General features: G+C 55.1%; 20 protein-coding genes. 9 read left to right on the forward strand and 11 right to left on the reverse strand.

The window, feature by feature from the left end; translation table 11 throughout:
- Positions 1-74: 74 nt before the first annotated feature.
- From rnr to ruvX, 8 genes are all read right to left on the reverse strand, one after another.
- Positions 75-2,375, reverse strand: coding sequence for a ribonuclease R (gene rnr, locus LKE13_RS07840; RefSeq protein WP_227949930.1), 2,301 nt, complete (start codon positions 2,373-2,375; stop codon positions 75-77).
- Between the two features lie 31 nt (positions 2,376-2,406).
- Positions 2,407-5,031 (reverse strand): type I DNA topoisomerase, encoded by a 2,625-nt coding sequence (topA, locus tag LKE13_RS07845; RefSeq protein ID WP_227949932.1) that lies wholly within the window; start codon positions 5,029-5,031, stop codon positions 2,407-2,409.
- A gap of 72 nt (positions 5,032-5,103) precedes the next feature.
- Complete coding sequence (dprA, locus tag LKE13_RS07850) at positions 5,104-6,225, reverse strand: DNA-processing protein DprA (RefSeq protein WP_227949935.1); 1,122 nt, start codon at positions 6,223-6,225, stop codon at positions 5,104-5,106.
- A 73-nt stretch (positions 6,226-6,298) separates the two neighbouring features.
- Positions 6,299-6,949, reverse strand: a complete 651-nt coding sequence (locus LKE13_RS07855; RefSeq protein ID WP_227949937.1) for a hypothetical protein — start codon at positions 6,947-6,949, stop codon at positions 6,299-6,301.
- 75 nt (positions 6,950-7,024) lie between these two features.
- Positions 7,025-7,678: a glycerol-3-phosphate 1-O-acyltransferase PlsY gene (plsY, locus tag LKE13_RS07860; RefSeq protein ID WP_227949940.1), complete on the reverse strand. Its 654-nt coding sequence runs from the start codon at positions 7,676-7,678 to the stop codon at positions 7,025-7,027.
- A 9-nt stretch (positions 7,679-7,687) separates the two neighbouring features.
- A complete protein-coding gene (gene pyrC, locus LKE13_RS07865; protein WP_227949942.1) occupies positions 7,688-8,980 on the reverse strand; it encodes a dihydroorotase in 1,293 nt (430 codons plus the stop codon).
- A complete protein-coding gene (locus LKE13_RS07870; RefSeq protein WP_227949944.1) occupies positions 8,977-9,924 on the reverse strand; it encodes an aspartate carbamoyltransferase catalytic subunit in 948 nt (315 codons plus the stop codon). The genes pyrC and LKE13_RS07870 overlap by 4 nt, the downstream gene beginning before the upstream one ends.
- Positions 9,925-9,980: 56 nt before the next feature.
- Positions 9,981-10,439, reverse strand: coding sequence for a Holliday junction resolvase RuvX (gene ruvX, locus LKE13_RS07875; protein ID WP_227949947.1), 459 nt, complete (start codon positions 10,437-10,439; stop codon positions 9,981-9,983).
- A gap of 104 nt (positions 10,440-10,543) precedes the next feature.
- Between ruvX and gatC the strand changes: the two genes are divergently transcribed.
- Genes gatC through gatB form a run of 3 tightly spaced genes read left to right on the forward strand, consistent with a single transcriptional unit; the run spans position 10,544 to position 13,766 of the window.
- Positions 10,544-10,831 (forward strand): Asp-tRNA(Asn)/Glu-tRNA(Gln) amidotransferase subunit GatC, encoded by a 288-nt coding sequence (gene gatC, locus LKE13_RS07880; RefSeq protein ID WP_227949949.1) that lies wholly within the window; start codon positions 10,544-10,546, stop codon positions 10,829-10,831.
- Positions 10,831-12,309: an Asp-tRNA(Asn)/Glu-tRNA(Gln) amidotransferase subunit GatA gene (gatA, locus tag LKE13_RS07885; RefSeq protein ID WP_227949951.1), complete on the forward strand. Its 1,479-nt coding sequence runs from the start codon at positions 10,831-10,833 to the stop codon at positions 12,307-12,309. Before gatC ends, gatA begins: the two co-directional genes overlap by 1 nt.
- Before the next feature lie 2 nt (positions 12,310-12,311).
- On the forward strand, positions 12,312-13,766 hold the full coding sequence (gatB, locus tag LKE13_RS07890; protein WP_227949953.1) for an Asp-tRNA(Asn)/Glu-tRNA(Gln) amidotransferase subunit GatB: 1,455 nt from the start codon (positions 12,312-12,314) through the stop codon (positions 13,764-13,766).
- Between the two features lie 308 nt (positions 13,767-14,074).
- Here the strand turns inward: gatB and LKE13_RS07895 are convergent, their stop codons facing one another.
- Positions 14,075-14,392, reverse strand: a complete 318-nt coding sequence (locus LKE13_RS07895; protein ID WP_227949955.1) for a hypothetical protein — start codon at positions 14,390-14,392, stop codon at positions 14,075-14,077.
- A gap of 108 nt (positions 14,393-14,500) precedes the next feature.
- On the opposite strand from LKE13_RS07895, the gene recO reads away from it, so the two are divergent.
- The 4 genes from recO (at position 14,501) to LKE13_RS07915 (ending at position 19,919) form a co-directional block, all read left to right on the forward strand.
- Positions 14,501-15,289 carry a DNA repair protein RecO gene (gene recO, locus LKE13_RS07900; protein WP_227949957.1) on the forward strand — a complete coding sequence of 263 codons (789 nt, stop codon included), beginning with the start codon at positions 14,501-14,503 and terminating at the stop codon, positions 15,287-15,289.
- A 42-nt stretch (positions 15,290-15,331) separates the two neighbouring features.
- Positions 15,332-17,560: a DNA topoisomerase IV subunit A gene (parC, locus tag LKE13_RS07905; RefSeq protein ID WP_227949959.1), complete on the forward strand. Its 2,229-nt coding sequence runs from the start codon at positions 15,332-15,334 to the stop codon at positions 17,558-17,560.
- Between the two features lie 35 nt (positions 17,561-17,595).
- Entirely contained in the window at positions 17,596-19,206 is a 1,611-nt protein-coding gene (locus LKE13_RS07910; protein WP_227949961.1) for an AMP-binding protein, read from the forward strand.
- Between the two features lie 116 nt (positions 19,207-19,322).
- Positions 19,323-19,919, forward strand: a complete 597-nt coding sequence (locus tag LKE13_RS07915; protein WP_227949963.1) for a biotin transporter BioY — start codon at positions 19,323-19,325, stop codon at positions 19,917-19,919.
- 60 nt (positions 19,920-19,979) lie between these two features.
- Here LKE13_RS07915 and LKE13_RS07920 read toward each other — a convergent pair whose 3' ends face one another.
- Both LKE13_RS07920 and LKE13_RS07925 read right to left on the reverse strand, forming a co-directional pair.
- Positions 19,980-21,554, reverse strand: a complete 1,575-nt coding sequence (locus tag LKE13_RS07920; RefSeq protein WP_227949965.1) for a TRAP transporter large permease — start codon at positions 21,552-21,554, stop codon at positions 19,980-19,982.
- The gene (locus LKE13_RS07925; protein WP_227949967.1) at positions 21,551-22,081 is read right to left on the reverse strand and encodes a TRAP transporter small permease subunit; all 531 of its coding nucleotides are present in this window, start codon (positions 22,079-22,081) and stop codon (positions 21,551-21,553) included. The genes LKE13_RS07920 and LKE13_RS07925 overlap by 4 nt, the downstream gene beginning before the upstream one ends.
- Positions 22,082-22,620: 539 nt before the next feature.
- On the opposite strand from LKE13_RS07925, the gene LKE13_RS07930 reads away from it, so the two are divergent.
- Both LKE13_RS07930 and LKE13_RS07935 read left to right on the forward strand, forming a co-directional pair.
- On the forward strand, positions 22,621-23,712 hold the full coding sequence (locus tag LKE13_RS07930) for a TRAP transporter substrate-binding protein (protein WP_227949970.1): 1,092 nt from the start codon (positions 22,621-22,623) through the stop codon (positions 23,710-23,712).
- Positions 23,713-23,775: 63 nt separating this feature from the next.
- Positions 23,776-24,771, forward strand: coding sequence for a TRAP transporter small permease subunit (locus LKE13_RS07935; RefSeq protein ID WP_227949972.1), 996 nt, complete (start codon positions 23,776-23,778; stop codon positions 24,769-24,771).
- The last annotated feature ends 8 nt before the right edge of the window (positions 24,772-24,779 follow it).

Here is a 24,779-nt window from a genome sequence, read left to right on the forward strand (position 1 = left end):
ATACGCTGCATACTAGCATCAGATATGCTTGAAATGTATTATGAAAAGGGCTTTGCGACACTCTGCCGCAGCGGTCAATCGCTTTGTTGACGGCGTTTTGCCCGCTTTTTCCCCTTGGGGAGCGTACGTTTTTTCTTTTTAACCGGTTTTCGGGTGGGTGGTTTTCCCCCGCCTCTGGTTTTACGGTCTGTCACCGGACGGCGGCGAGGGGAGGGGGCGCCCTCTCGTCCATCGTCAATCTCGACAATCATGCTGCCTGTCGCGATATCCACTTCGCGCAGGCGCACGGCTAGACGGTCGGCGAGGCGGAAAACTTGGCCCGTTCGCTTGCCGACCAGCATATGCTTTTCGGGGTCGAAATTGAAAAAATCACTGCCGAGGGTCGATATGGGGGCCAGTGCGTCGGCGCCGGTGTCATCCAGAGATAGGAACAGCCCGGCGCGGGTAACACCGGAGACTTTGGCTTGAAAAATCTCTCCCACCTTGTTGGCAAGGAAGACGGCGGTAAACCGATCCGTTGTTTCACGCTCAGCCACCATGGCGCGTCGTTCGGTTGCCGAAATCAAAGTGCCGATCTCGGTAAATTCCAGCGCTTCCTCTTCCTTCAGGCCGCCATCGCCGAGCTTGAGCGCCGCGATCAGGCTGCGGTGAACCAGCAAATCAGCATAGCGCCGGATGGGGGAGGTGAAATGTGCATAATTTGAGAGATGCAGTCCAAAATGATGCAGGTTCTCCGGGCTGTAGACCGCCTGCGACTGGCTGCGCAGGACCAACGAGCTTACCAGTTCCCGGTCGATCTCGTTATCAGCTTGAGCGAGGATACGATTGAATGTTTCCGTCGTGACAACCTGCCCTTTCGCAAAGCTGATATTCATCTCCGCAAGTGTTTCATGCAGGCCGATCATTTTGTCGGTCGCCGGAGGTTCATGCACACGGAACATGCAAGGACGCTTCATCTGAGTCAGCGTTTCCGCCGCCGAGACATTGGCCTGGATCATGAATTCTTCGATCAGCATATGCGCCTCGAACCGTTCACGCTTGTGCACGGCCTTGATAAAGCCGTCATCGCCAAACTCTATTTGCCTTTCAGGCAGGTCAAGGTTAAGGGGATGGCGCCGGGCCTTTGCTTTTTTAAGCGCAGCGTAGGCCCCATACAGCGGCTCAATCACCTCGGCGGCGAGCATATCAGTCTTGTCGTCGAATTCACCCTCATGGGCGTTCTGGGCTTGTCGGTAGGTGAGGGAGGCAACAGATCGGATCAGGCCGCGCATGAATTTATGCCGCAGCTTATTACCCTCTGCATCGAACCACATTTGCACTGCCATCACCGGTCGGTCGACGTTCTCATGCAGGGAACAGAGATCGCTGGAAAGTTCGTGCGGCAGCATCGGCACCACACGGTCCGGGAAATAGACGCTGTTGCCGCGCTCCTTCGCTGTTCTGTCGAGGGCGGAGCCATGGGTCACGTAATGGGCGACATCAGCAATGGCGACAATCGCCTGCCAGCCGCCCTTGTTCTTTGGGTCGTCATCCGGTGCGGCCCAGACCGCATCATCCCGATCGCGGGCATCCGCCGGATCGATTGTGATCAGGGGCAGGCCGCGCAAATCGGTGCGCTTACCAAGTGTGACCGGCTTCGCCGCCAGAGCTTCATTGATGGCATCGTCACTAAACTTGTCCGGGATGCCATGGGCGTGGATTGCAATCAGGCTGAGGGACGCCGCATCCCCCATGGGGCCAACGCGTTGTGTCACCCTCCCTTCCGGCAGGGCGTGGGTTTTGCCCGGCAGGATATCGCAGAGCACGACTTCACCTGTTTGCGCTCCCATCGAGTTTTCGTCGCGGACGACAACCTCTTTCTTGAGCTTGCGGTTGGTTGGCTGTACGCGGCCGTCCTTGCCTATTTTGGTATAAACGCCGAGCACGGGACCTGCAGAGGCTTCCAGGCGGCGGATAACGCGGGCTTCATAAGTTCCGTCTTTCTGTCGCGCGAGACGGGCAAGCAGGCGATCGCCTACGCCCGGCGCCTGTGTTCGTCCGGGATGCAGCACATAAATAAGCGGTGGTTTGCTATCCTCTTGCCAACTGACGGGCTTGGCAATGGGCTCCCCGTCCTTGTCGATCCGATCCACCTCGATCACTGTGACAGACGGCAAGGCGCCCGCCGGGGCAAGCTCCCGTTTGCGTCCACGCTCCAGTTGACCTTCTTCGACCAGTTCCTTCAGGATTTTTTTCAGGTAAATCCGGTCGGCACCCTTGATATTAAAGGCTCTGCCGATCTCCCGTTTGCCGACGGGTGTCTCACTCTCATCGATAAAGGCGCGAACCTGTTCCTTGGTCGGCAGATGGTCGCGCGTTGGTTTTTTAGGCGTCAAAATATCCGGTTTTCTGTTTTAAACGATAAGTTCATTCCGCCGCAGCCGCCGGCTTTTTAGGGGCTGCCTTCTTCTTTGCGGGCGCCTTTTTCTTCGCCGGTGCCTTTTTCTTTGTGGCGCCGGCTTTCTTGACCAGCTTTGGCTTCTTACCGCTCTTCTCCGCCCGTTCGGCCAGCAGCTTGACGGCTTCGTCCAGTGTGATCGTCATGGGGTCGGCATCCTTCGGGATGGTCGCATTGATACCGCCATGAGTGACATAGGCCCCGTAGCGCCCGTCTTTCACGTTGATATCCGCCTCATCTGCCGGATGCTGCCCGACAACCCGAAGCGGCGCTGTCGTGCGACCGCCACCGCGTGTTTTTGCTGCGGCCAGTAGTTCGACCGCACGGTTCATACCAACGGTCAGCACTTCCATACTGTTTGAAAGCTTGCCGTATTTTCGTTCGCTTTCCACATAAGGGCCATAACGGCCGAGCCCCGCGGTGATCATCTTGCCGGTTTCCGGATGTGGGCCGATGTCGCGCGGCAGGCCGATGAGTTGGACTGCAAGATCGAAATCGATGGATTCCAGAGGGATATCTTTCGGGATCGAAACGCGTTTTGGCTTTTTCTTGGGTTCCGGCTCACCAAGCTGCAGATAGGGTCCGTAGGGACCTTTTCGCAGAGTGATCATCAGCTCGCTTGCGGGATCGACGCCAATTTCTTTCGGGCCATCGTCCGCTGTGCTGTCCGTGTCTTCCGCACTTTCGCCCAGCTTGCGTGTGAAGCGGCAGTCTGGATAGTTGGAACAACCAATAAAGGCCCCGAAACGGCCGGTCTTCAGGCTGAGGCGGCCATCGTCGCATTTCGGACAGGAACGGGGATCTTTCCCATCCTCGGTCGGGGGGAAAACATGGGGTGCTAGAACCCGGTTTAGTTCCTCCAGAACATCAGAAACACGAAGTTCTGCAGTGCCTTCTACTAATGTATTAAAGTCAAACCAGAAGTCGCGTAAAACCTGTTTCCAATCCATATTCGCGGCGGACACATCATCTAGCTTTTCTTCCAATTGCGCTGTGAAATCATATTCCACATAGCGCGTGAAGAATGACGAGAGAAAGGCTGTGACGAGCTGCCCCTTGTCTTCGGGGATAAAGCGCTTCTGGTCGATCCGGACGTAATCGCGATCCTGCAAAACAGAAATGATAGAGGCATAGGTTGATGGTCGGCCGATGCCGAGTTCTTCCAGCTTCTTGACCAGGCTTGCCTCCGAATAGCGGGGTGGCGGCTCGGTGAAATGCTGGTCCTCACGGACTTTGTCCGTTGCGACATCTTCTCCGGTCTTGACAGCGGGCAGGCGGCTGCCATTTTCGTCATCCGCCACGTCGTCGCGGCCTTCTTCATAGAGTTTGAGGAAGCCGGGAAAGCGGACGACGCTGCCGGTGGCACGTAATATCTGGCCCTCGCCATCGCTGAAATCAATAGTGGTACGTTCAAGCTGCGCGCTTTCCATCTGGCTGGCAATTGTCCGCTTCCAGATCAATTCATAGAGCCGCAAATGCTCCTGATCCAGATATTTAGCGACCATTGCCGGCGTGCGCGACAGATCCGTCGGGCGGATGGCCTCATGGGCCTCCTGCGCATTCTTGGATTTCGATTTATAGAAGCGCGGCTTCTCCGGCACATATTCCTTGCCATACTCGCTGGCGATCACATCGCGGGCGCTATGCATAGCCTCCATCGCCAGGCTGACACCGTCAGTACGCATATAGGTAATCAGGCCCTGCGTCTCACCGCCGAGGTTGAAGCCTTCATAAAGCTTTTGCGCGACCATCATCGTCCGTTTCGCCCCATAACCCAGCTTGCGAGAGGCTTCCTGCTGCAGGGTCGAGGTGGTGAAGGGCGGGGAGGGGTTACGCTTTGTGGGTTTCTGCGTGACATCTGCAATTGAAAAGCTGCCAGCCCGGACTTTTTCCGCGGCTGCCGTCGCGGTTTCTGCATTCGGCAGGGCAAATTTGTCGAGTTTCTTGTTCGCAAGATGGGTTAGCCGTGCGGTGATCTTGTCCTTTTTGCCGGTCAGGAAATCCGCATCGATCGTCCAGTATTCCTCTGCGGTAAAGGCTTCGATCTCCAGTTCCCGCTCGCAGATGAGGCGGAGCGCGACGGACTGAACGCGGCCCGCAGATTTCGCGCCCGGCAATTTCCGCCAGAGAACCGGCGATAGGGTGAAACCCACAAGATAATCGAGTGCTCGGCGCGCCTGTTGTGCATTCACGAGGTTCATATCCAGCTCACGCGGATTAGCGATTCCCTCCAGCACGGCGCGCTTGGTGATCTCGTTAAAGACGACGCGGCTGACTTTCGCGTCCTTCAGTTTTTTCTTCTCTTCCATTACCTTCAGCACATGCCAGGCGATGGCCTCTCCTTCACGATCCGGGTCAGTTGCGAGATAGAGATTTTCCGCGCCGGAAAGCGCATCGGCAATGGCCTTGATATGCTTTGCGGATTTCGCATCATTCTGATAATGCATGGCAAAATCCTGATCCGGCTCGACTGAGCCATCCTTCGACGGCAGGTCGCGGATATGCCCGTAGGATGCCAGAACCGTATAGTCCGAGCCCAGATACTTATTAATCGTCTTGGCTTTTGCAGGGGATTCGACAACAACAACGTTCATATCAATACCGCAGACTTTCTACTTATATACAAGGTCTCTCTTTTGCACGTCATGCCGTGATATATAAAGGTGCTATTCGACGATTGAAACCCTGTTTCCGAAATGGCGTTCTATTCTGCCTGCCAGTTCCAGTTCAAGTAAAATCGTTAAAATCGTTGCAGGGGAGTGTCCGGTGAGGCGGATCAGTTCATCGATTTCGACCGGCGTCGGGCTGAGATAAGAGAGAATATCCGGGCGTAGCCGATCAAGTTCCTGTTCCGCTGGCTGTACAGGATCGAGGAATGGTAGAAGCGGTTGGTCCGGTTCTTTCAAGGGGCGCTGGCGAATGCTCTGCAACGCATCGATGATATCTGTTGCCTCTTCAATCAGCATAGCACCGTTCCGGATAAGGTTGTTTGTTCCTTTTGCACGCGGATCCATGGGGGAACCCGGCACAGCAAACACCTCGCGCCCCTGTTCCAGAGCCATGCGCGCGGTAATGAGTGAGCCAGAGCGGGGAGACGCCTCCATTACCAGTACCCCAAGTGCAAGGCCGGAAATAATCCGGTTGCGGCGGGGAAAATGACGTGCTTGCGGGACGATGCCCATGGGCTGCTCCGCGATGACGCAGCCGCGTTCGTATATTTCCTCCTGCAGGGCCTTGTTCTCGCGCGGATACGGATAATCGAGGCCGCCACCGACCACGGCGATGGTTCCGCCCTCCAGTGAAGCCTTATGCGCCGCCGTATCGATGCCGCGCGCAAGGCCAGACGCGATAATGATATTCGCCTCGGATACGCCACTAGCGATCTGTCCAGTCAGGCGCAGCGCGACAGCGGAAGAGTTGCGGGCGCCGACAACGGCCAGAATGTCCCTATTTAACAAATGGGCATGGCCGCGAATGGAAATGACGGGCGGCGGATCGGCAATCATACGCAGGGAATGCGGATAATCAGGTTCGCATGCGGCGATCATTTGCCCGCCAAAGGTCAAAACGGCGTCCATCTCCCGCGCGGCTTCCCCGGCTGGGCAGACGCGGATCGGTTTTTTGCGACCCCCTTTTCGCGCGAGATCGGGGAGAGCCTCAAGTGCTTTTGACGCACTGCCGAAACGACCCAGCAACTGAAAAAAGGTGATTGGGCCTACATTCTCGGACCGGATAAGGCGAAGCCAGGCCAGTCTTTCTTCTGCTGACAGTTCTGTTTGCTGTTCCATTTTTGGAAGATGACAGAAGAACAATTATCGCGTCAATTGAATTTTTCCACGACATATGCGCGTTATATATTGCCTAGGTCTTGTCATCGTCAGTCTCTATGTCGCGAAACTGCGGCGACATGTTGAAAAGGTTTTTAAACGACAAGGCGTCCGATTTTCTTTCTTCAATTGGTGGTGGATTGGCGGAAACAGACCCTATCGATGGCTCTGCTGCGGGAATGATCAGGGGATCAGGCGCCGCTTCCAATCGTTCCATCATATTCTCGAATTTTTCGATTTCCGCCAGAACTTTCATTTCTTTCGCCACGTTGTTGTCCTGCAGTTTCTGTCGTTGAACTGGGGATTTCATCATAACGTCGGGCGATCTCTTATTGGATTGGGTCTGCATGGTAGTCCGGGGATTTCGCTTGATCATCTGTCGCCGCCTCAGCTTGCGGGGGTGGCGGTCATCCTGCCATAGCTCGCGTCGTTTTGCCTTTGGGTCGGGGGCCCTAAAACTGCGCGTGTCTGGTTCTTCGATGGTCGGCGATGGTGCTTCTTGCTGATCATCCAGAACCGTTTTATGAAGGATGACAAATTTATTCTGAAAAAAGCTGTGACGCTCGGCGATGTCGGCTTTATGGCGCGTGACATGCGCCGTAAAAGCATTCCCTGCCGCGTCCTGCAATTGTTGCAGGCGGAGGACGTTGGCATCCTCAATAAACTGCGTGGCACCCGATTCCATCGGCTTGTCCTTGATCTCTCAGGCGTTAATATTCTCTTTTAAATAAGTATAAAGAAAATATAGTTCAACCGATGATCAGGATTTCTTTTTGCCGATATGGGGCTCTTCACCTTTCATTATGCGACCGATATTTTCCCGGTGACGGAGAAATATCAGCAAGGCCATTAGCGCGGAGAACTCAATCCGTTGGGTGTCTCCATAAAACGTACCGCCAAGCGGAGAGAGATCTTGTAGGATATAGATGTAAAGCGGGGCGAGCGCGGCTGCGACCAGCGCCGACAGCGACGAAATCCGGAAAATCAGCGCGGTCACCAGCCAGGTGAGCGCAACGGCCAATCCGGCGGGCCAGCTTATCGCCAGCATCACACCGATAAAAGTCGCGACACCCTTGCCACCCTTGAATTTCAGCCAGATTGGGTAGAGGTGGCCGAGAAAAGCTCCACCGCCCGCGAGCACTGCATAATCCTGCGTGAAGAATGTATTGGCGAGAATGACGACAAGAGCCCCTTTGCCACCGTCAAGCAACAAGGTGGCAAGCGCGAGGCCCTTGTTGCCAGTGCGCAGAACATTTGTCGCACCGATATTGCCAGAGCCAATTTTCCGCACATCTCCAAGCCCGGCCATTTTTGTGAGCACCAGCCCGAAGGGGATGGAGCCAATCAAATAGCCGATGACGGCGGCGGCATAAAAGGGCCAAGTATAGCTGAAATCGCCTAAAGGATCAGGCATTCGGGCCTCCTACAGCTCAAAAACGGCTTTGCCGCGAACAAAGGTTTTAAGGACGCGGCCTTGCAACAGATGGCCATCGAACGCGGTGTTTTTCGATTTGGAGAGCAGGGCGTCGCCATCCACCTGCCAGGGTTTTTCCGTGTCGAAAAGGAAAAGATCCGCGTCGGCGCCTTTTCTGATCGCCCCGGCCTCCAGCCCGAGCAGCTTTGCAGGTGCGACTGTCATGGTATGGAGCAGACGGAGGAGGTCAACATCGCCGTTGTGATAGAGCCGCAGGCTGACCGGCAGCATGGTCTCCAGTCCGATCACGCCGGGCTTGGCCTGTGCAAATGGCACACGTTTGCTGTCCGCGCTTTGCGGCAGATGCTGGGATGAGATAATATCGATGGTGCCGTCCTTGATCCCCTCGATCACGGCGAGGCGTTCCTCCTCCTCACGAAGAGGCGGGGAGACGCGGGCGAAGGTACGGTACTCGCCAAGTTCCAGATCATTGAGCGCGTGATAATGAGGTGCGGTGCCGGCCGTGACATTGAGGCCGTCATTCTTCGCCCGGCGCATAGTGTCGAGGGCATCGCCTGTGCTTAAATGCGCGGCGTGCCATCGCGCACCGGTCATTTTGACCAGCCGGATATCACGTTCCACCAAAATGGCTTCGGCGCAGGTGGGTACGGATTTGAGACCCATGAAAGTGGCCGTGCGTCCACCGGTTATCACGCCGCCCGCCGCAAGTGCGGGGTCCTCCGCATGGACAATGATGGGCAGGTCGAACATGGTGGAATAGGCAAGCGCCCGGCGCATCAGGTTAATATTCTGAATGGCGAACTGGCCATCACTGACGGCGACGACACCTGCCTCGGAGAGAAGGCCCATCTCGGCCATTTCCTCGCCGAGCAGGCCTTTCGTCAGCGCGCCGGTAATACATACCTTGACCGCACAGGAGTTTTTCGCGCGTCGCTGCACCATTTCAACCAGTGCCGGATCATCGATGACCGGTTCAGTGGCAGGAAAGGCATTGATGGTGGTCACCCCGCCCGCGGCGGCGGCCATCCCGGCGGTCGCCATGGTTTCGCGGTGTTCCTTGCCGGGCTCGCACAGATAGGCATGAGCGTCGACAAGGCCGGGGGCAAGGCAGTAGCCGTTGCAATCCTCTATTTTTGCGCCGTCGGGCAACGTGTCTTTGGTGATTTGCGTGCCCCAGTCGAGAATTTTCCCCTTTTCAATCAGGACTCCGCCTTGGGTGTCCGAGTTTGTTGCCGGGTCCAGCAGGCGGGCATTGATAAGGGCACGGATCGGTTTGCTCATTCCACTATCTCCCGCGATAGAAGGTCAAGGCAAGCCATGCGCACGGCGACCCCCATTTCCACCTGTTCCGATATGGCACTGATGTTCAGATCATCGGCAATCTCGGAGTCAATCTCGACGCCCCGGTTCATCGGCCCCGGATGCATGATCAAAGCGTCCTTCTTGGCGACGGATAGCTTTTCCTTATTCAAGCCAAAGAAATGGAAATATTCGCGGATCGACGGCACGAAGGAGCCTTGCATCCGTTCGGTCTGCAATCGCAGCATCATGACAATATCGGCGTCCTTCAGCCCTTCGGACATTTTGTTATAAACCTCCACACCCATCTTCGCGGCGTTGGACGGGATCAGGGTGGTCGGCCCGACGATCCGCACCCGCGCGCCCATGATGTTCAAAAGCGCAATGTTGGAACGGGCGACGCGGCTATGCTGGATATCGCCGCAGATGGCAACAATCAGCCCTTCCAGTCGGCCTTTGCGGCGCCGGATAGTAAGCGCATCAAGGAGCGCCTGTGTCGGATGTTCATGACTGCCATCACCGCCGTTGATGACGGCGCAATCAACTTTCTGGGCGAGGAGATGCGGCGCGCCCGAATCACCATGGCGGATCACCAGCACATCTGGGTGCATGGCGTTTAGCGTCATCGCCGTGTCGATCAGGGTTTCGCCTTTTTTCACCGAGCTCGATCCGACCGACATATTGATGACATCCGCACCGAGGCGCTTGCCCGCCAGCTCGAACGAGGTTCGGGTCCGAGTGGAGTTTTCAAAGAAGAGGTTGATCTGGGTCTTGCCGCGCAGGAGATCACGCTTTTTATCTGGCGTGCGGGCGATCTCTGCGTAATGTTCGGCCAAAGAAAGGATTTGATTGATATCGGTTGCATTCAGCCGTGCGATATCAAGGAGATGCCGATGGGCAAATCGTATGGGATCTGAGTTTGTCATTAAAAGCCAACTGTATAGCGGCCTTCCCAAAAAGCGACAAGCGCAAGTTGATTTTTTTATCTCATCGCATCGAGCGCGCCCTGAAGGATAAAGGCGGCGGCCATTTTATCGACCGCTTTTGCCCGTTTCTGGCGGGATGCGTCGGCGTCAATCATGCTGCGGGTGACGGCGACGGTGGACAGGCGCTCATCCCAGAAACACATGGGCAGGTCGAAATATTCCTCAAGATTTTTCTGAAACTGGCGAATCGACTGGCAGCGCGGCCCCTCGCTTCCGTCCATATTGACTGGTAGACCAATGACGAAACCGCCGATGGACCATTTCTCGATAATTTTGCGGATTTCTTCCGCATCCACCTTGAACTTTGTCCGCTTGATTGTCATAAGAGGCGTGCCTATTTTCAAGGCGGGGTCGGAAATGGCCAGACCGATGGTTTTCGTGCCGGGGTCCATGCCGAGTAGCCGCTTGTCGATGGGCAACAGATGTTTCAAATGGGTGGGGTTGTCGAGAAGCATTGGTTACGCTAATTTGCAGCCAATGTCGGCTTGGCGTTCGTTTTAAGTTGGAAACAGTCCGGGCCGACCCTCCGGATAGCTTCTTTTATAGCAAAGGGTGACAGATGTCGCTTGATAAAGCCACTGTGGCTAAAGTAGCCAACCTGGCCCGCATCAAGATCGAGGAAAAAGACCTCGAACCGATGGCGGCCGAACTGAATAATATCCTGGGCTGGGTTGAACAGCTTGGCGAGGTGAATACCGATAATGTGGAGCCGATGACCTCGGTTGCCGAGATGAGTCTGCGCTGGCGCGCCGATGAGGTAACCGACGGCGGTTATGCTGAGGATGTCGTCGCGAACGCGCCGAGCAGTGAAGACGGGTATTTCGCCGTACCGAAAGTGATCGAATAATGAGTGATCTGACAAAACTGACAATCGCAGAGGCGTTAGGCGGCCTTGAGAAAGGCGACTTTTCCTCGCGTGAGTTGACAGCTGCCCATATCACGGCGATGACGGCCTCCAAACCGCTGAACGCCTTTATCACCGAAACGCCGGAGCAGGCGGTCGATGCCGCAACCGCGTCGGATGCACGCCGCGCGAAAGGGGAGGCGGGCAAGCTTGAGGGTATTCCAATCGCCATCAAGGACCTCTTTTGCACCAAGGGCGTGCTGACCACAGCAGCCTCCCATATTCTCGATGGGTTCACGCCACATTATGAAAGTACCGTCACGGCCAATCTCTGGGATGCGGGTGCGGTGATGCTCGGCAAGGTCAATCTTGACGAATTCGCCATGGGCTCCTCCAACGAGACCAGCTATTACGGCAATGTAGTCAATCCTTGGCGGCGCGACGGCGACGATAGTGCGCTTGTGCCGGGCGGTTCGTCCGGTGGTTCGGCCAGTGCGGTTGCCTCATTCAGCGCCATGGGCGCAACGGGAACGGATACCGGCGGATCGATCCGCCAGCCTGCGGCCTTCACCGGGATTGTCGGCATGAAGCCAACCTACGGGCGTTGCTCCCGTTGGGGCGTGGTAGCCTTTGCCTCCAGTCTCGATCAGCCGGGACCTATGGCCCGCAGCGTGCGCGATACAGCGATCATGCTGGAGGCCATGGCCGGGTTCGATGCGAAAGACAGCACAAGTGTGAATATGTCAGTGCCGAATTTCGAGGACGCTATGACCGGCGATATCAAGGGTCTCAAAATCGGTATCCCGAAGGAATACCGCATTGACGGCTTGAGTGATGAAATTGACGCGCTCTGGCAGCAGGGCATCGACTGGCTGAAAGATGCCGGGGCGGAGATTGTCGATATCAGTTTGCCACATACAAAGTACGCACTCCCGGCTTATTACATTATCGCACCGGCGGAGGCGTCCTCCAACCTCGCGCGTTATGACGGCGTGCGCTTCGGCCTCCGGGTTGAGGGGGAAGACCTCAACGACATGTATGCCAGCACCCGCGCCGAAGGCTTCGGCGCGGAAGTGAAGCGCCGCCTGCTGATTGGCACCTATGCGCTGTCCGCCGGTTATTATGATGCCTATTACCTGAAAGCGCAGAAAGTCCGCGCCCGCATCGCCGAGGATTTCAAGCAGGCATATCTCAATGTCGATGCAATCCTCACCCCGACGGCGCCCTCGGCCGCCTTTGGCTTCGGCGAGAAGGGGGATGACCCGCTCGAGATGTATCTCAATGACGTCTTTACCGTTCCGGCGAGCCTTGCCGGTCTTCCCGGCATTTCGGTTCCGGCAGGTCTTTCCAAGGAAGGTCTTCCGCTTGGCCTGCAACTGTTGGGCAAACCGTTCGATGAGGAAACTGTCTTCCGCGTGGGCGGCGTTCTCGAAGAGGCCGCCGGCTTTACCGCCACACCGACCGACTGGTGGAGGGGATAACGATGGGTATGATTATTCAGGGTGCCACCGGAGATTGGGAGGTCGTGATCGGCCTTGAAATCCATGCGCAGGTCACCAGCAAGTCGAAGCTTTTTTCGGGTGCATCCGCCGCCTATGGGGCAGAACCGAACAGCCAGGTTTCCTTCGTTGACGCGGCGATGCCGGGCATGCTTCCCGTGATCAACGAGATGGCGGTGGAGCAGGCGGTGCGCACGGGACTCGGGCTCAATGCCAAGATAAATAAATTTTCTGTCTTTGATCGGAAGAACTATTTTTACGCCGATCTGCCGCAGGGCTATCAGATTAGCCAGTTCTTGCAGCCGATCGTCGGAGAGGGAAAAATCCTCATCGACCTGAAGGACGGGGAGACACGGGAAATAGGGATTACCCGCCTGCATCTGGAGCAGGACGCGGGCAAAAGCCTGCATGACCAGCACCCGAGCCAAACGTTCGTCGATCTTAACCGTTCCGGCGTGCCGTTGATGGAAATTGTGTCCGAGCCAGATATGCGTTCGCCCGAGGAAGCGGCGGCCTATGTGAAGAAAATACGCAGTATCGTGCGTTATCTTGGGACATGTGATGGCAATATGGACGAGGGCTCCATGCGCGCCGACGTCAATGTGTCCGTGCGCAAACCGGGTGATGAGTTTGGTACGCGCTGCGAGATGAAGAATATCAACTCCGTCCGTTTCATGCAGCAGGCGATCATCTATGAAGCCAACCGCCAGGTTGATATTATCGAGGCGGGCGGCACGGTCGATCAGGAAACTCGGCTCTACGATCCGGACAAGGGCGAGACCCGGTCCATGCGCTCCAAGGAAGAGGCGCATGACTACCGTTATTTCCCGGATCCGGACTTGCTGCCGCTTGAATTCGACGGTGCGTTTATCGAGCGCATTCGCGAAACCCTGCCGGAATTACCCGATGATAAAAAGGCGCGCTTTATCAGTGAACTTAGCCTTTCCGCTTATGACGCGGGCGTGCTGGTTACGGAAAAAGAAGTCGCCGATTATTTCGAGGCGGTGGCCGAGGGACGCGATGCCAAGCTCGCCGCCAACTGGGTGATCGGCGAGTTGTTCGGCAACCTCAACCGGACGGGGAAGGATCTTTCGGACAGCCCGGTCGAGGCGAAGGCGCTCGGTGAACTGATTGACCTGATTAAAGATGGGACGATCTCCAACCGTATCGCGAAGGAAGTCTTTGAGGAGATGTTCGATACCGGTAAGGCCGCGGCTGATATTGTCGAGGAAAAAGGCCTGAAACAGGTTTCCGATACCGGCGCAATTGAAGCTGCGATTGATGAAGTGATTGCCGCTAACCCCGATAAACTTGCGGAATATCGCGGCGGCAAGGACAAGCTTTTCGGCTTCTTCATGGGGCAGGTGATGAAAGCGACGCAGGGCAAGGCGAACCCCGGCGTTGTCACCGAAATCCTGCGACCCAAACTCGACGGTTAGTTCGACGAAATAGCAAAGACAAAATGCGGTCGCGTGAGCAGCCGCATTTTCTTTATCTTATGCGTAAGATTGCACCGCCCAGATCAACATTAACGCCGGGAAGGTCAAGACATAGGCGACTTCACGGAGGTTGGAGAGCCGTTTACTGCGGGCTTTGGTTTTGCGTGAAGACATGATTTATCCTTGAAATACATGAAGAAATTGAACTTATGTGCGAGAAAATGTGGTTGTTTCGCATATGCAGCATTGATTTAAATCAATGGCTTGCCGGATTTACTTCGCGAGCGCAACATTTTTCCGGCAAGTCGCTAGATCAAGACAATTTCTAACCGGTAGGGTGAGTCCTTTGTGATCTGGATAATCTCTATGTCGTGATTTGTCGGCGTTGATTTACGGTAGGTAACGCCCCAGGCTGTCACGTCGATGCGGCAGATTAGTCCGTCATATTTCAATGCGACCTGATAGCCAGACGATGGCCCGCGGCACCGGCAGCGGTGATATTTGAACGGGGTGAGAATTTCCGGCGGGGGAGACAGCCATTCCACGCTCTCGGTGTCCAGCTTTTGATAGTAGAGGTTTTTATCGTTGATAGTGCTGATCAGGGCGATATGGGTTTCCAAGGGCATTCTTCCTTCCTTTTTTGTCCCCCTTGGGACGCATAGCCGCTCCGCCTTGTGAGAAAAAGGAGTGCGAATTCTGTTCGGAATAACCGCATGATCTGGTAGGCTCATTAAATGCAGTGGAACGATAGTGGCCTTATCCTCAGTGTCCGCAAACACGGGGAAAATAGCGTGATTATTCATGCCTTTACCCGGAAGCAGGGGCGTTCTTCCGGGCTGGTGCGCGGCGGAGTTGGCCGCCGATTACGCGGTATTTTGCAGCCGGGCAATGAAGTTGAGCTTGAATGGCGGAGCCGCCTTTCCGAACAACTTGGGTCTTTCACAGTCGAACTTAAGAAATCCCGGGCAAGCGCCCTGTTTGATATGCCGGATGCGCTCGCAGGCGCGAGTTCCGCGTTGGCGCTTCTGGATATTGTCTTGCCCGAGCGGGAAGCGCATGGCGCGCTCTTTGATGCAACGCTTTTACTGTTCGATGCACTTGCCGACCAGCCGGAAATATGGCCACTTCTGCTGGCGCGTTGGGAACTCGGCCTCTTGACTGAGATTGGTTACGGCCTTGACTTGACCCATTGTGCCGCGACGGGAGTGACGAGCGATCTTGTCTATGTTTCCCCCAAATCCGGGCGCGCTGTCAGTGCTGGCGCCGGCGCACCCTACCGGGAGAAACTGTTGCCCCTGCCGGCTTTTCTTGGTGCCCGGTCGCTAGATCCGGACGCCGCAGAGGAGGCGCCTTCAGCAGATATTCTCGGCGGGCTGGAGCTTACCGGCTACTTCATCGGGAAATTTATCAGCGAGCATCACCCGAGGGTTCATCTCTCCGCGCGGGAGCGGATGCTGAGTGCTCTCCGGCGTCGTCACGCCCCTCAATCCGGGGAAAAAATACCGGAAAATGACGAGGCCTAATTTTTTCCTCCTCAAACGAAAATCAGGTGGTATATAGGAGGCATGAGTGACCATTCCCCCATTAGACCTGGCGAAATTGTTCCTACTTCGCTGAAAGACGCCATAAGCGAGCGTTACCTCGCCTATGCGATGTCCACCATCATGTCCCGTTCTCTTCCCGATGTGCGCGACGGGCTGAAACCGGTTCACCGGCGTCTCCTTTATGCGATGCGGCTGCTCAAGCTCGATCCAGGGTCGGGCTTCAAGAAATGTGCCCGTGTTGTCGGCGATGTGATCGGTAAATATCACCCGCATGGTGACCAGTCGGTTTATGACGCTCTGGTCCGTCTCGCGCAGGAATTTGCGCAGCGTTATACGCTGGTGGAAGGGCAGGGAAATTTCGGGAATATCGATGGCGATAACGCAGCTGCCATGCGTTATACGGAGGCGCGCCTTACCATCATCGCCGAAATGTTACTTCGTGATATCGATCAGGACACGGTCGATTTTCGCCCGACTTATGATGGTGAAGATAAAGAGCCAATGGTACTCCCGGCGGCTTTTCCGAATCTGCTCGCCAATGGCTCAGCGGGTATCGCTGTCGGTATGGCAACCTCTATCCCGCCGCATAACGCCATTGAACTCGCGAATGCGCTTTTGCATTTGATCAAGTATCCGAATGCCGGCATCGACAAGCTGGTGGAGTTTATTCCGGGTCCTGATTTCCCGACTGGCGGGGAGTTGGTGGAGAAACCGGAAAATATCCGCGAGGCCTATCTCACAGGGCGCGGCAGTTTCCGTCAGCGTGCGACATGGGAAGTGGAAGACCTTGGGCGCGGCACATATCAGATTGTTGTCACGGAAATTCCTTATCAAGTGCAGAAAAGCAAGCTGATCGAACGGATTGCCGATCTGATCCAGACCCGGAAGCTGCCCTTCCTCGCCGATGTGCGCGATGAATCGGCGGAGGATGTTCGGCTCGTGCTGGAACCACGAAGCAAGAATGTCGAGGCTGAGATGCTGATGCAGGGTCTCTTCCGCCTCAGCGATCTGGAAACACGCTTCTCACTCAATATGAATGTGCTTGATGCAACTCAGACGCCCGGGGTGATGAGCCTGAAAGATGTGCTGCTTGCCTTCCTCGATCACCGGTTCGAGGTACTGGTCCGTCGCTCCAAATTCCGGCTTGGCAAGATTGAGGCACGGCTGGAAGTTCTGGAAGGCTATCTGATCGTCTTCCTCAATCTTGACGAGGTGATCCGCATCATCCGCGAGGAGGACCATCCTAAGCAAAGCCTGATCGACACCTTCAAGCTGACAGACAATCAGGCGGAAGCGATCCTCAACATGCGGCTGCGGTCTTTGCGCAAGCTGGAAGAAATGGAGCTGCGCACCGAGCATGATACTCTGAGCGCGGAAAAGGCTGGCCTTGAGGCCCTGCTGGAGAGCGAGGATCTCCGAAAGGAAGCCATCTCGGACGAGATTCGCGAGATGAAGAAGGCCCTACAAAAGGTGCCCGCAATTTCCGAACGGCGGACCCGCATCGGCGAGGCACAAGAGCTTCCCGATATCCCGCTTGAAGCGATGATTGAGAAAGAACCGATTACCGTTATCTGTTCCGACAAGGGCTGGATCCGTGCGCTGAAAGGCCATGTTGATGAAGGCGGGAGCGAGAAATACAAGGATGGAGACAAGGGCCGGTTCTGGATCAAGGCGGAGACGACGGACAAGCTTGTCCTGTTTGCGACCAACGGACGGTTCTACACGATTGGCTGCGACAAGCTTCCGCGCGGACGCGGGCATGGAGAGCCGGTGCGCCTGATGATTGATCTTGGTAATGATCAGGATATAGTTTCGCTCTTCGTGCATAAGCCGGACCGCAAATTGCTTGTCGCTTCCAGTGACGGGCGCGGTTTTGTCATTGATGAAAATGGCGTCATCGCCCAGACCCGAAACGGCAAACAGGTCCTGAATGTTTCCGGCGATGTCGAGGCGGCCTTCTGTGTCGATGTAGAAGGCGACAGTGTCGCTGTGATCGGCGATAACCGCAAGCTCAACTGCTTCGCGCTTGAGGAACTTGGTGAAATGGCTCGCGGGCGCGGCGTCACGTTGCAGCGCTATAAGGATGGCGGGCTATCGGACATCAAAACCTTTACGAAGGAAGAAGGGCTCACCTGGAAGTCGGGGGAGCGCACCCGGACCGAGGCCGACCTCACCGGTTGGTACACACGGCGCGGGAATGCAGGTCGTCTGCCGCCGCGTGGTTTCAACAAGAGCAATAAATTCAGCTAGATTAATTCCAGTATTGTCAGTGAAACGAGGGGATAATGAACACTGTTTATGAGGCTTTTCGCACAACCTTTGCGAAATATCCGGATAATCCATTTCTCTGTGTGCCTGCTTACGCGAAGCGCAGCTATCATCCGGGCGGTATCGAGATAACCTATGCGGAAGCGGCGGAAGAGGTTGAGCGACTGAGGTCAGTTTACCGGAGTTACGGCTTTTCCCACGGCAACCGGATTGCCTATCTACTGGAGAATCGTCCCGATTACCTTCTGCATCTGTTGGCGGCGAATTCCCTTGGCGTTTCCTGCGTGCCCGTCAATCCGGACTACCTGCATGATGAGATGTCCTATCTGCTCGATCATTCGGAAGTCGATCTTGTCGTCACGATCGAAGAACGAGCAAAAGATGTGCAGGCCGCCGCATCGGAGCGGGTTCGTCCACTTCCTGTTGTTCTGTTCGAGAAATTTGGCGGCCCTATGCCGCGCCCTCGTCCGGCGCCACACGCAGGAAAAGAGCCAGAACTGATGAGCGAGGTCAGCCTTCTTTATACCTCCGGCACGACCGGGCGACCAAAGGGCTGCGTCCTGACCAATGATTACTTCCTGACCGCCGGGCGGACCTATATGGAACTGGGTGGCGTTGCCACCATTCGTGAGGGGCAGGAACGGGTTTATAATCCGCTACCGCTCTTTCACATGAACGCAGGTGCGGTGTCTTTCGTCTGTATGATTCTCTCCGGAGGCTGTCTGGTGATCCCCGACCGGTTTCATCCCTCAACTTGGTGGCAGGAAATCGCCGAGACACGCGCGACTGGCATCCATTATCTCGGTGTTGTTCCACCGCTTCTCCTGAATCGGCCGAAAAGTGATCTGGACACCGCGCATAACGTGCGCTTCGGGCTTGGTGCAGGCGTAGAGCCGGAGCTACATGAAATCTTCGAGAAGCGCTTCGGCTTCCCGTTGGTCGAGGTGTGGGGCATGACTGAAACCGGCCGTATCTTCGCCGATAGCATTGAACCGCGGCAAATCCATACCCGCGCCTTCGGTCGCCCGGGCGAAATGCAGGCGCGAGTTGTTGACGAGAAGGATCAGGATGTTCCCGTCGGGGCAGAAGGCGAATTGCTGGTGAACTGCGCTGGCGAAGATCCACGGCGAGGCTTTTTTGCCGGTTATCTCAAGAATGAAGAGGCGACAGAGGAAGCCTGGCAAGGCGGCTGGTTCCATACCGGTGACACAGTGCGCCAGGACGAGAGCGGGATGCTTTATTTCGTCGACCGCAAGAAGAACATCATCCGCCGCTCCGGAGAGAATATTGCCGCCGCCGAAGTGGAGGCTGTGCTACAGGCGCATGACGATGTGGCCAAAGTTGCAGTGATCGCGGTGAAGGATGAAATCCGTGAAGAAGAAGTCATGGCCTGCATTGTTCTGATGGAAGGGGTCGTTTCTTCGGAAGAGACTGCACGGAAGATTTTCGATTATTCGAATGAAGCACTTGCTTACTTCAAGACGCCGGGCTGGATCCTGTTTCTGGAGGACCTGCCAACAACTGGCACCCAGAAAATTCAGAAAACCAGAATTTTCGGGTCTGACGTCGATCCCCGTGCAGAAGAAGGGGCGGTTGATTTTCGGAGCATTAAGAAAAAGTCCAAGTAGATTTCTGAATAAATTTAAGCGCTTAACGTATATTTTATATTGATTGCCAAACAGACGTTTGGTAGATTTACTTTTTATCCTACGCCCGTTCGGGCAAGTTAGTAAAAGGAACCCAAATGGCTTCATCTGAGACTTCTTCAACCCTGATCGGCGCATTGTGGAGCGTGGATGCGGACGCCTCCCGTGTGGAAAAACTATTCCGGATTGCCGTTCTTGCCTTCGCCGGAACCGCGCTTCTCGCGATTTCCGCACAGATTTCTGTTCCCATGTGGCCCGTGCCCATGACCATGCAGACATTTGCCGTTGTCCTGATCGGGGCGGCCTATGGCTGGCGTCTTGGTGGTGCCACGGTGGCGCTTTATCTCGCCGAAGGGGCCATGGGCCTGCCGGTCTTTGCAAATGCGGGTAGCGTTGCCTCCCTTGTTGGCCCGACGGCGGGTTATTTGGTTTCCTTTGTTGCCGCCGCCGCCCTCGTTGGCGCATTGGTCGAGAAGGGCTGGGGTCGCTCCCTCACGAAAACAACGCTGGCCATGACGATTGGTACAGCGGTGATCTTCGCGGGCGGCGTTGCCTGGCTCTCCACATTCACTGGCGTTGAAAAGGCGTTGGTTGTCGGGATGTATCCGTTCCTCGTCGGCGCAGTAGTCAAGATCGCGCTGGCGGTTGCTGTTCTGCCGATGGCATGGAAGCTGGTCGGTAAAATCCGTAAATAATTCACAGAATTTTATGCGACAGGCGGGCGGGGCGTTGAAAGGCGTCCCGCCCGTTTTTTGTTAACCCCCGCCGTTCAAATAATGAGGTAGCCAGGTTGCAAGCGCGGGAAAAGCAGCAAGCAGGCCGAGCGCCGCAAGCTGTAGCAACACAAAGGGAATTGCGCCGCGATAAATAACGCCTGTCGTCACTTCCGGCGGGGCAACACCGCGAAGATAAAAGAGTGCAAAACCGAACGGCGGGGTTAAGAAGGATGTCTGCAGGTTCATCGCGATCATGATGCCGAGCCAGATGGGGCTGATATCCATCAGCAGCAGCACCGGCGCAACCACGGGGACTACAACGAATGTAATCTCTACGAAATCGAGGAAAAAGCCGAGCAGGAATATCACGATCATGACGGCGAGCAAAGCGCCGAAACGTCCGCCCGGCAGATCGCTCAGCAGGCGGTAGACGAGGTCATCCCCGCCGAGGCCCCGAAAGACGAGACTGAAAATTGTTGCGCCGATCAGGATAACAAAAACCATAGCCGACATTTCCATGGTCGACTGGCACACCTCGCTCAGGATGCGACTTTGGTAAAGCCGGAGAAGGGCGAGCATCAGCCCTGCGATTATTAGCGTGAGGAGGAGAAATGCAAAGACGGCGGCGAGGCCAATCCCCTCCGTGGCGATGCCTTTCAAATCAACGAAGTTGGCGAGTATGAGTAACGCAAATACGCTGATCCCTGCGGCATAGAGCAGCCAAGTCTCGCGTCCCCCACGACGCAGGGAGGCGAGCAGGATCGCGCCAATAGCGCCGACGGACGCGGCCTCTGTCGGGGTGGCAATACCGAGCAGGATCGAGCCCAGCACCGCAATGATCAGGATAACTGGCGGCAAAAGTGAACGGAGGAGGAGTGGAAACAGTTTAATCCCGGAGCCTGTTGTGGTCTCCATCGGGACCGCCGGGGAGCTTTCTGGCTTCAGCCAGGCTATGGCGAACTGATAGAAAATATAGAGCCCGACGAGAATCAATCCCGGAAACAGAGCTCCTGCAAAAAGATCACCAACCGAGACAGGCTCCGGCGACCAGTTGCCCTGCAGCGACTGGGCGGCGACATAAGCATTCGAAACCTGTTCCGCTAAAATAATCAATACGATAGAGGGTGGGATTATTTGTCCGAGGGTACCGGCGGCGCAGATTGATCCGGCGGCAAGGCGCGGATCATACCCCTTGTTCAGCATGGTCGGCAAAGACATGAGCCCCATGGTGACGACGGCCGCGCCGACAATGCCGGTGGAGGCGGCAAGCAGTGCGCCAACAACGATCACGGAAATGCCAAGACCACCGCGCAAATTCCCGAATAGGGCGCCCATGGCGGCGAGCAGTTCTTCCGCCACGCGGGATTTTTCCAGCATGATTCCCATAAAGATAAAGAGCGGCACGGCGAGCAGCGTCTCATTCCACATAGCGATGCCGAAGATGCGCGACGGGATTGCACCCAATAATGAAAGCTCAAAAACACCAAACAGCCAGCCGACGCCGCCCACAAAAAGCGCGCTGCCCGCGAGCGTGAAGGCCACCGGGTATCCCGCCATCAGACTGAGGATGGTAACCGCGAATAAGGCAAAAGCGAAAGTGTCCGCGATCGTCATGGCTGTCCCTTCGCGAAAATTTGGACAATCGCGTGGCAGGTGCTCGCGATCCCTTGCAGGATCATCAGGACAGGAAAGGCCAAAAGTAGAGATTTTAAAAAGAAGAGAACCGGCAGGCCGGAGCTTTCGCGCGATCCTTCTATAATCGTCCAGGAACCGGCAACATAGGGCCAGCTGATAATCAGGATCACGAGGCAAACCGGGATCAGTACGAACAGGTTACCCAGAAGATTGATGAAGGCCTTGCCTTTTTCTCCGAGCTTGCCATAGAGAATATCGATGCGCACATGTCCGTCGCGGCGCAGGGTATCGGCGGCGCCAAGCATAAACAAAAGGGCGAAACTGTAGATCACGCTTTCCTGCACTGCGATTAGGCCGATGCCAAAGACATAGCGGGCGAGGACGAGGAAAAACTGTGTGAGCACCATAAACAGCGCGAGCCAGGAAATATATTTTCCGACGGTGGCGCTCAGTGAATCAAGTAATCCGGCAAGTGAGGTGAGGCGGGTCACGCAGATTTCTTCCATATTACAGGGTCTTCGCCCCTGTCTAGCAGAACTGAAGGCGTTATAGGCGAGCGGCTGGAATTTGGCAACTAAAGGGAATTTTTAGGGGTCGCCCTATGCAGCATTTTGAACGGATTCGAATAGTTACATCTTGAATAAGGAGGAAATTGCCCTAAACCGCGATAATTTATACTGTTTTTCTAGTCATCATCAAAAAAATATGAAGACGAGATTACCTCTGTCTGTAAATATGATTTATTTGATAATATATATAATAAAAACAGATAATTATATACTATATTTAATCTAAAATATTAGAATACGGCAATAATATGCATTTTTTTGAATATGAAAATTTGCCTTGTATTTGACCTATCTTCCTGCAAAATGCAATCAACAGGGAGAATTCGCGAAATCAAATAACTGGCCATAGATGCCAGACTAATAAGAAATCTGCGCCAAAGCAGGTCACCGAAATCCCGCGAATAATCTGTTACATGAACGCTATTTTGAGGGACGGATCAATCCGTCTTTCAGTTTTAAAATGGGAGGATCATTTTATGGAACGACGCAAGTTTTTAACAGGCGCAGCACTTGCTGGTGCAGGGGTTGCCGCGGCACCGTTTGCTGCACCGGCCCTTGCACAGGAACGCAAGGAAATGACGGTTGTCTCTACCTGGCCACGGGATTTCCCGGGTCTCGGAATCAGTGCACAGCGTCTTTGCGCTCGTATCACCGAAGTCAGTGAAGGTCGCCTTACAGTGAACTATTTCGCTGCTGGTGAACGTGTTGGTGCATTTGACTCGTTTGACGAAGTTGCCTCCGGTAACGCTCAGGCGTACATCGGCGCTGACTATTACTGGAAAGGCAAGCATCCGGGTTTTGCGTACTTCACGTCCGTGCCTCTCGGAATGACCACAGTAGAATGGAATGCCTGGATCAAGTTCAAGGGCGGTCAGGCTCTCTGGGACGAAATGTCCGGTGAATTCGGCCTGAAAGCACTGCCTTGCGGCGCGACCGGTACCCAGATGGGTGGTTGGTTCAACAAGGAAGTGAATTCTGCTGAAGATTTCAAGGGCCTTAAATTCCGTATGCCGGGCCTCGGCGGTGACGTGATTGCCAAGCTTGGCGCATCCGTTGTTTCTCTTCCGGGCGGTCAGATTTATGAAAACCTCGTTTCTGGCGCAATTGACGCAACGGAGTGGGTTGGTCCTTACAATGACTACTTCCTGAAATTCTACGAAGCCGCCAAGTATTACTACTATCCGGGCATGCATGAGCCGGGCGGGGGACTTGCCTTCGGCATGAACAAAGCATGGTGGGAAAGCCTCACCAAATGGGAGCAGGAACTGATCACGACTTGCTGCATGGAAGAACATGCTGCGCAGTACGAAGAAGCTCAGGCTCTTAACGGTGAGTATCTTCAGAAGATGATCACGGAAAATGGCGTTGTCTTGAAGGAATTCAACGACGATGTCTATGACGCCTTTGCCGAAGCTGCGGCAGCGGTGTTTGAAGAAACACGCGCTCATAGTGCGCTTGCAACGAAGATCGACGATTCCTTCCAGATGAACCTCCGGGAAATCGGCGGTTACCAGAAGATCGCGGAAGTCGCCTTCTCTAACCAGCGGAACCGAGTGCTGGGTATTTAAGTTGCATTTAATGCGGACAGGGGCGGGATTACAATCTCGCCCCTTCCCCTATGGGAGGCGCTGATGATGATGGCGGGGGATGTTTATGCATCAAACCGCGGGCTGCAGTGGACGGTTCGTGTATTTGGTTGGTGCATGTTGGTTGGGTTACCAATCTACTTTTTCAATAACTATTTGATTTTTGTTCAGGACTGGCCGGGCATCGCGCCTATGTTTGGCGATGGTGAGGTTTCAACAGAATCCTGGATACAGTTCAGTTTATATATTCTCGGGCTTGTATTTGCCATTGTCCTGGTCCGCCGGACATCTACCCGCCATTTGCGGGATGAGGCGGCGATGATCACCCGTTTTAATACCTATCTTGTCCGCGCAGCATTCTGGGCAGTATTTCTGGTCGGCATTGTTGATATGTCTCTCTCTTTTCTCCGGATCGAGGGGCTATTGCAGCATCTGATTGGGGATGAGTTAAATGTCGAGATGGGGCGCGCCCATTTTCGCGGGCCCTATATCCATATTCCCCTGATATTCCTGTCACTCCTGATTGCGCTTCGCTCCCGCACGCTGGGCTTTCAGTGGTTGGCACTGCTGGTCGTTTTTGCCGAATTGGCGATTGTTCTTTCCCGGTTCATCTTCTCCTATGAACAGGCGTTCATGGGAGATCTGGTGCGTTTCTGGTATGCCGCGCTTTTCCTGTTTGCAAGTGCCTATACTCTGGTAGAGGAGGGGCATGTCCGCGTCGATGTGTTCTATGCCGGCTTTACCAACAAGACCAAGGGCTTTGTGAATGCGGTTGGCACATTGTTTATGGGGATTACTCTCTGCTGGACAATCTTGTTTGTCGGTATGGGCAGCAAGGCGTCCATTATCTACAGCCCGCTCTCCAATTTTGAAGTGAGCCAGTCCGGGTTCGGCCTGCACGTGAAATATCTCATGGCCGGATTTCTAGCCGTATTTGCGGTGACCATGTTAATCCAGTTTGTCAGTTACCTGATGGAGGCTGTCGCCGATTATCTGGAGCAACCGGGTCATCACGACCATGAAGCGTCATTGACGGGATAGAGTATAAA

Source organism: Sneathiella sp. HT1-7 (assembly GCF_020731145.1).
Lineage (GTDB): Bacteria > Pseudomonadota > Alphaproteobacteria > Sneathiellales > Sneathiellaceae > Sneathiella.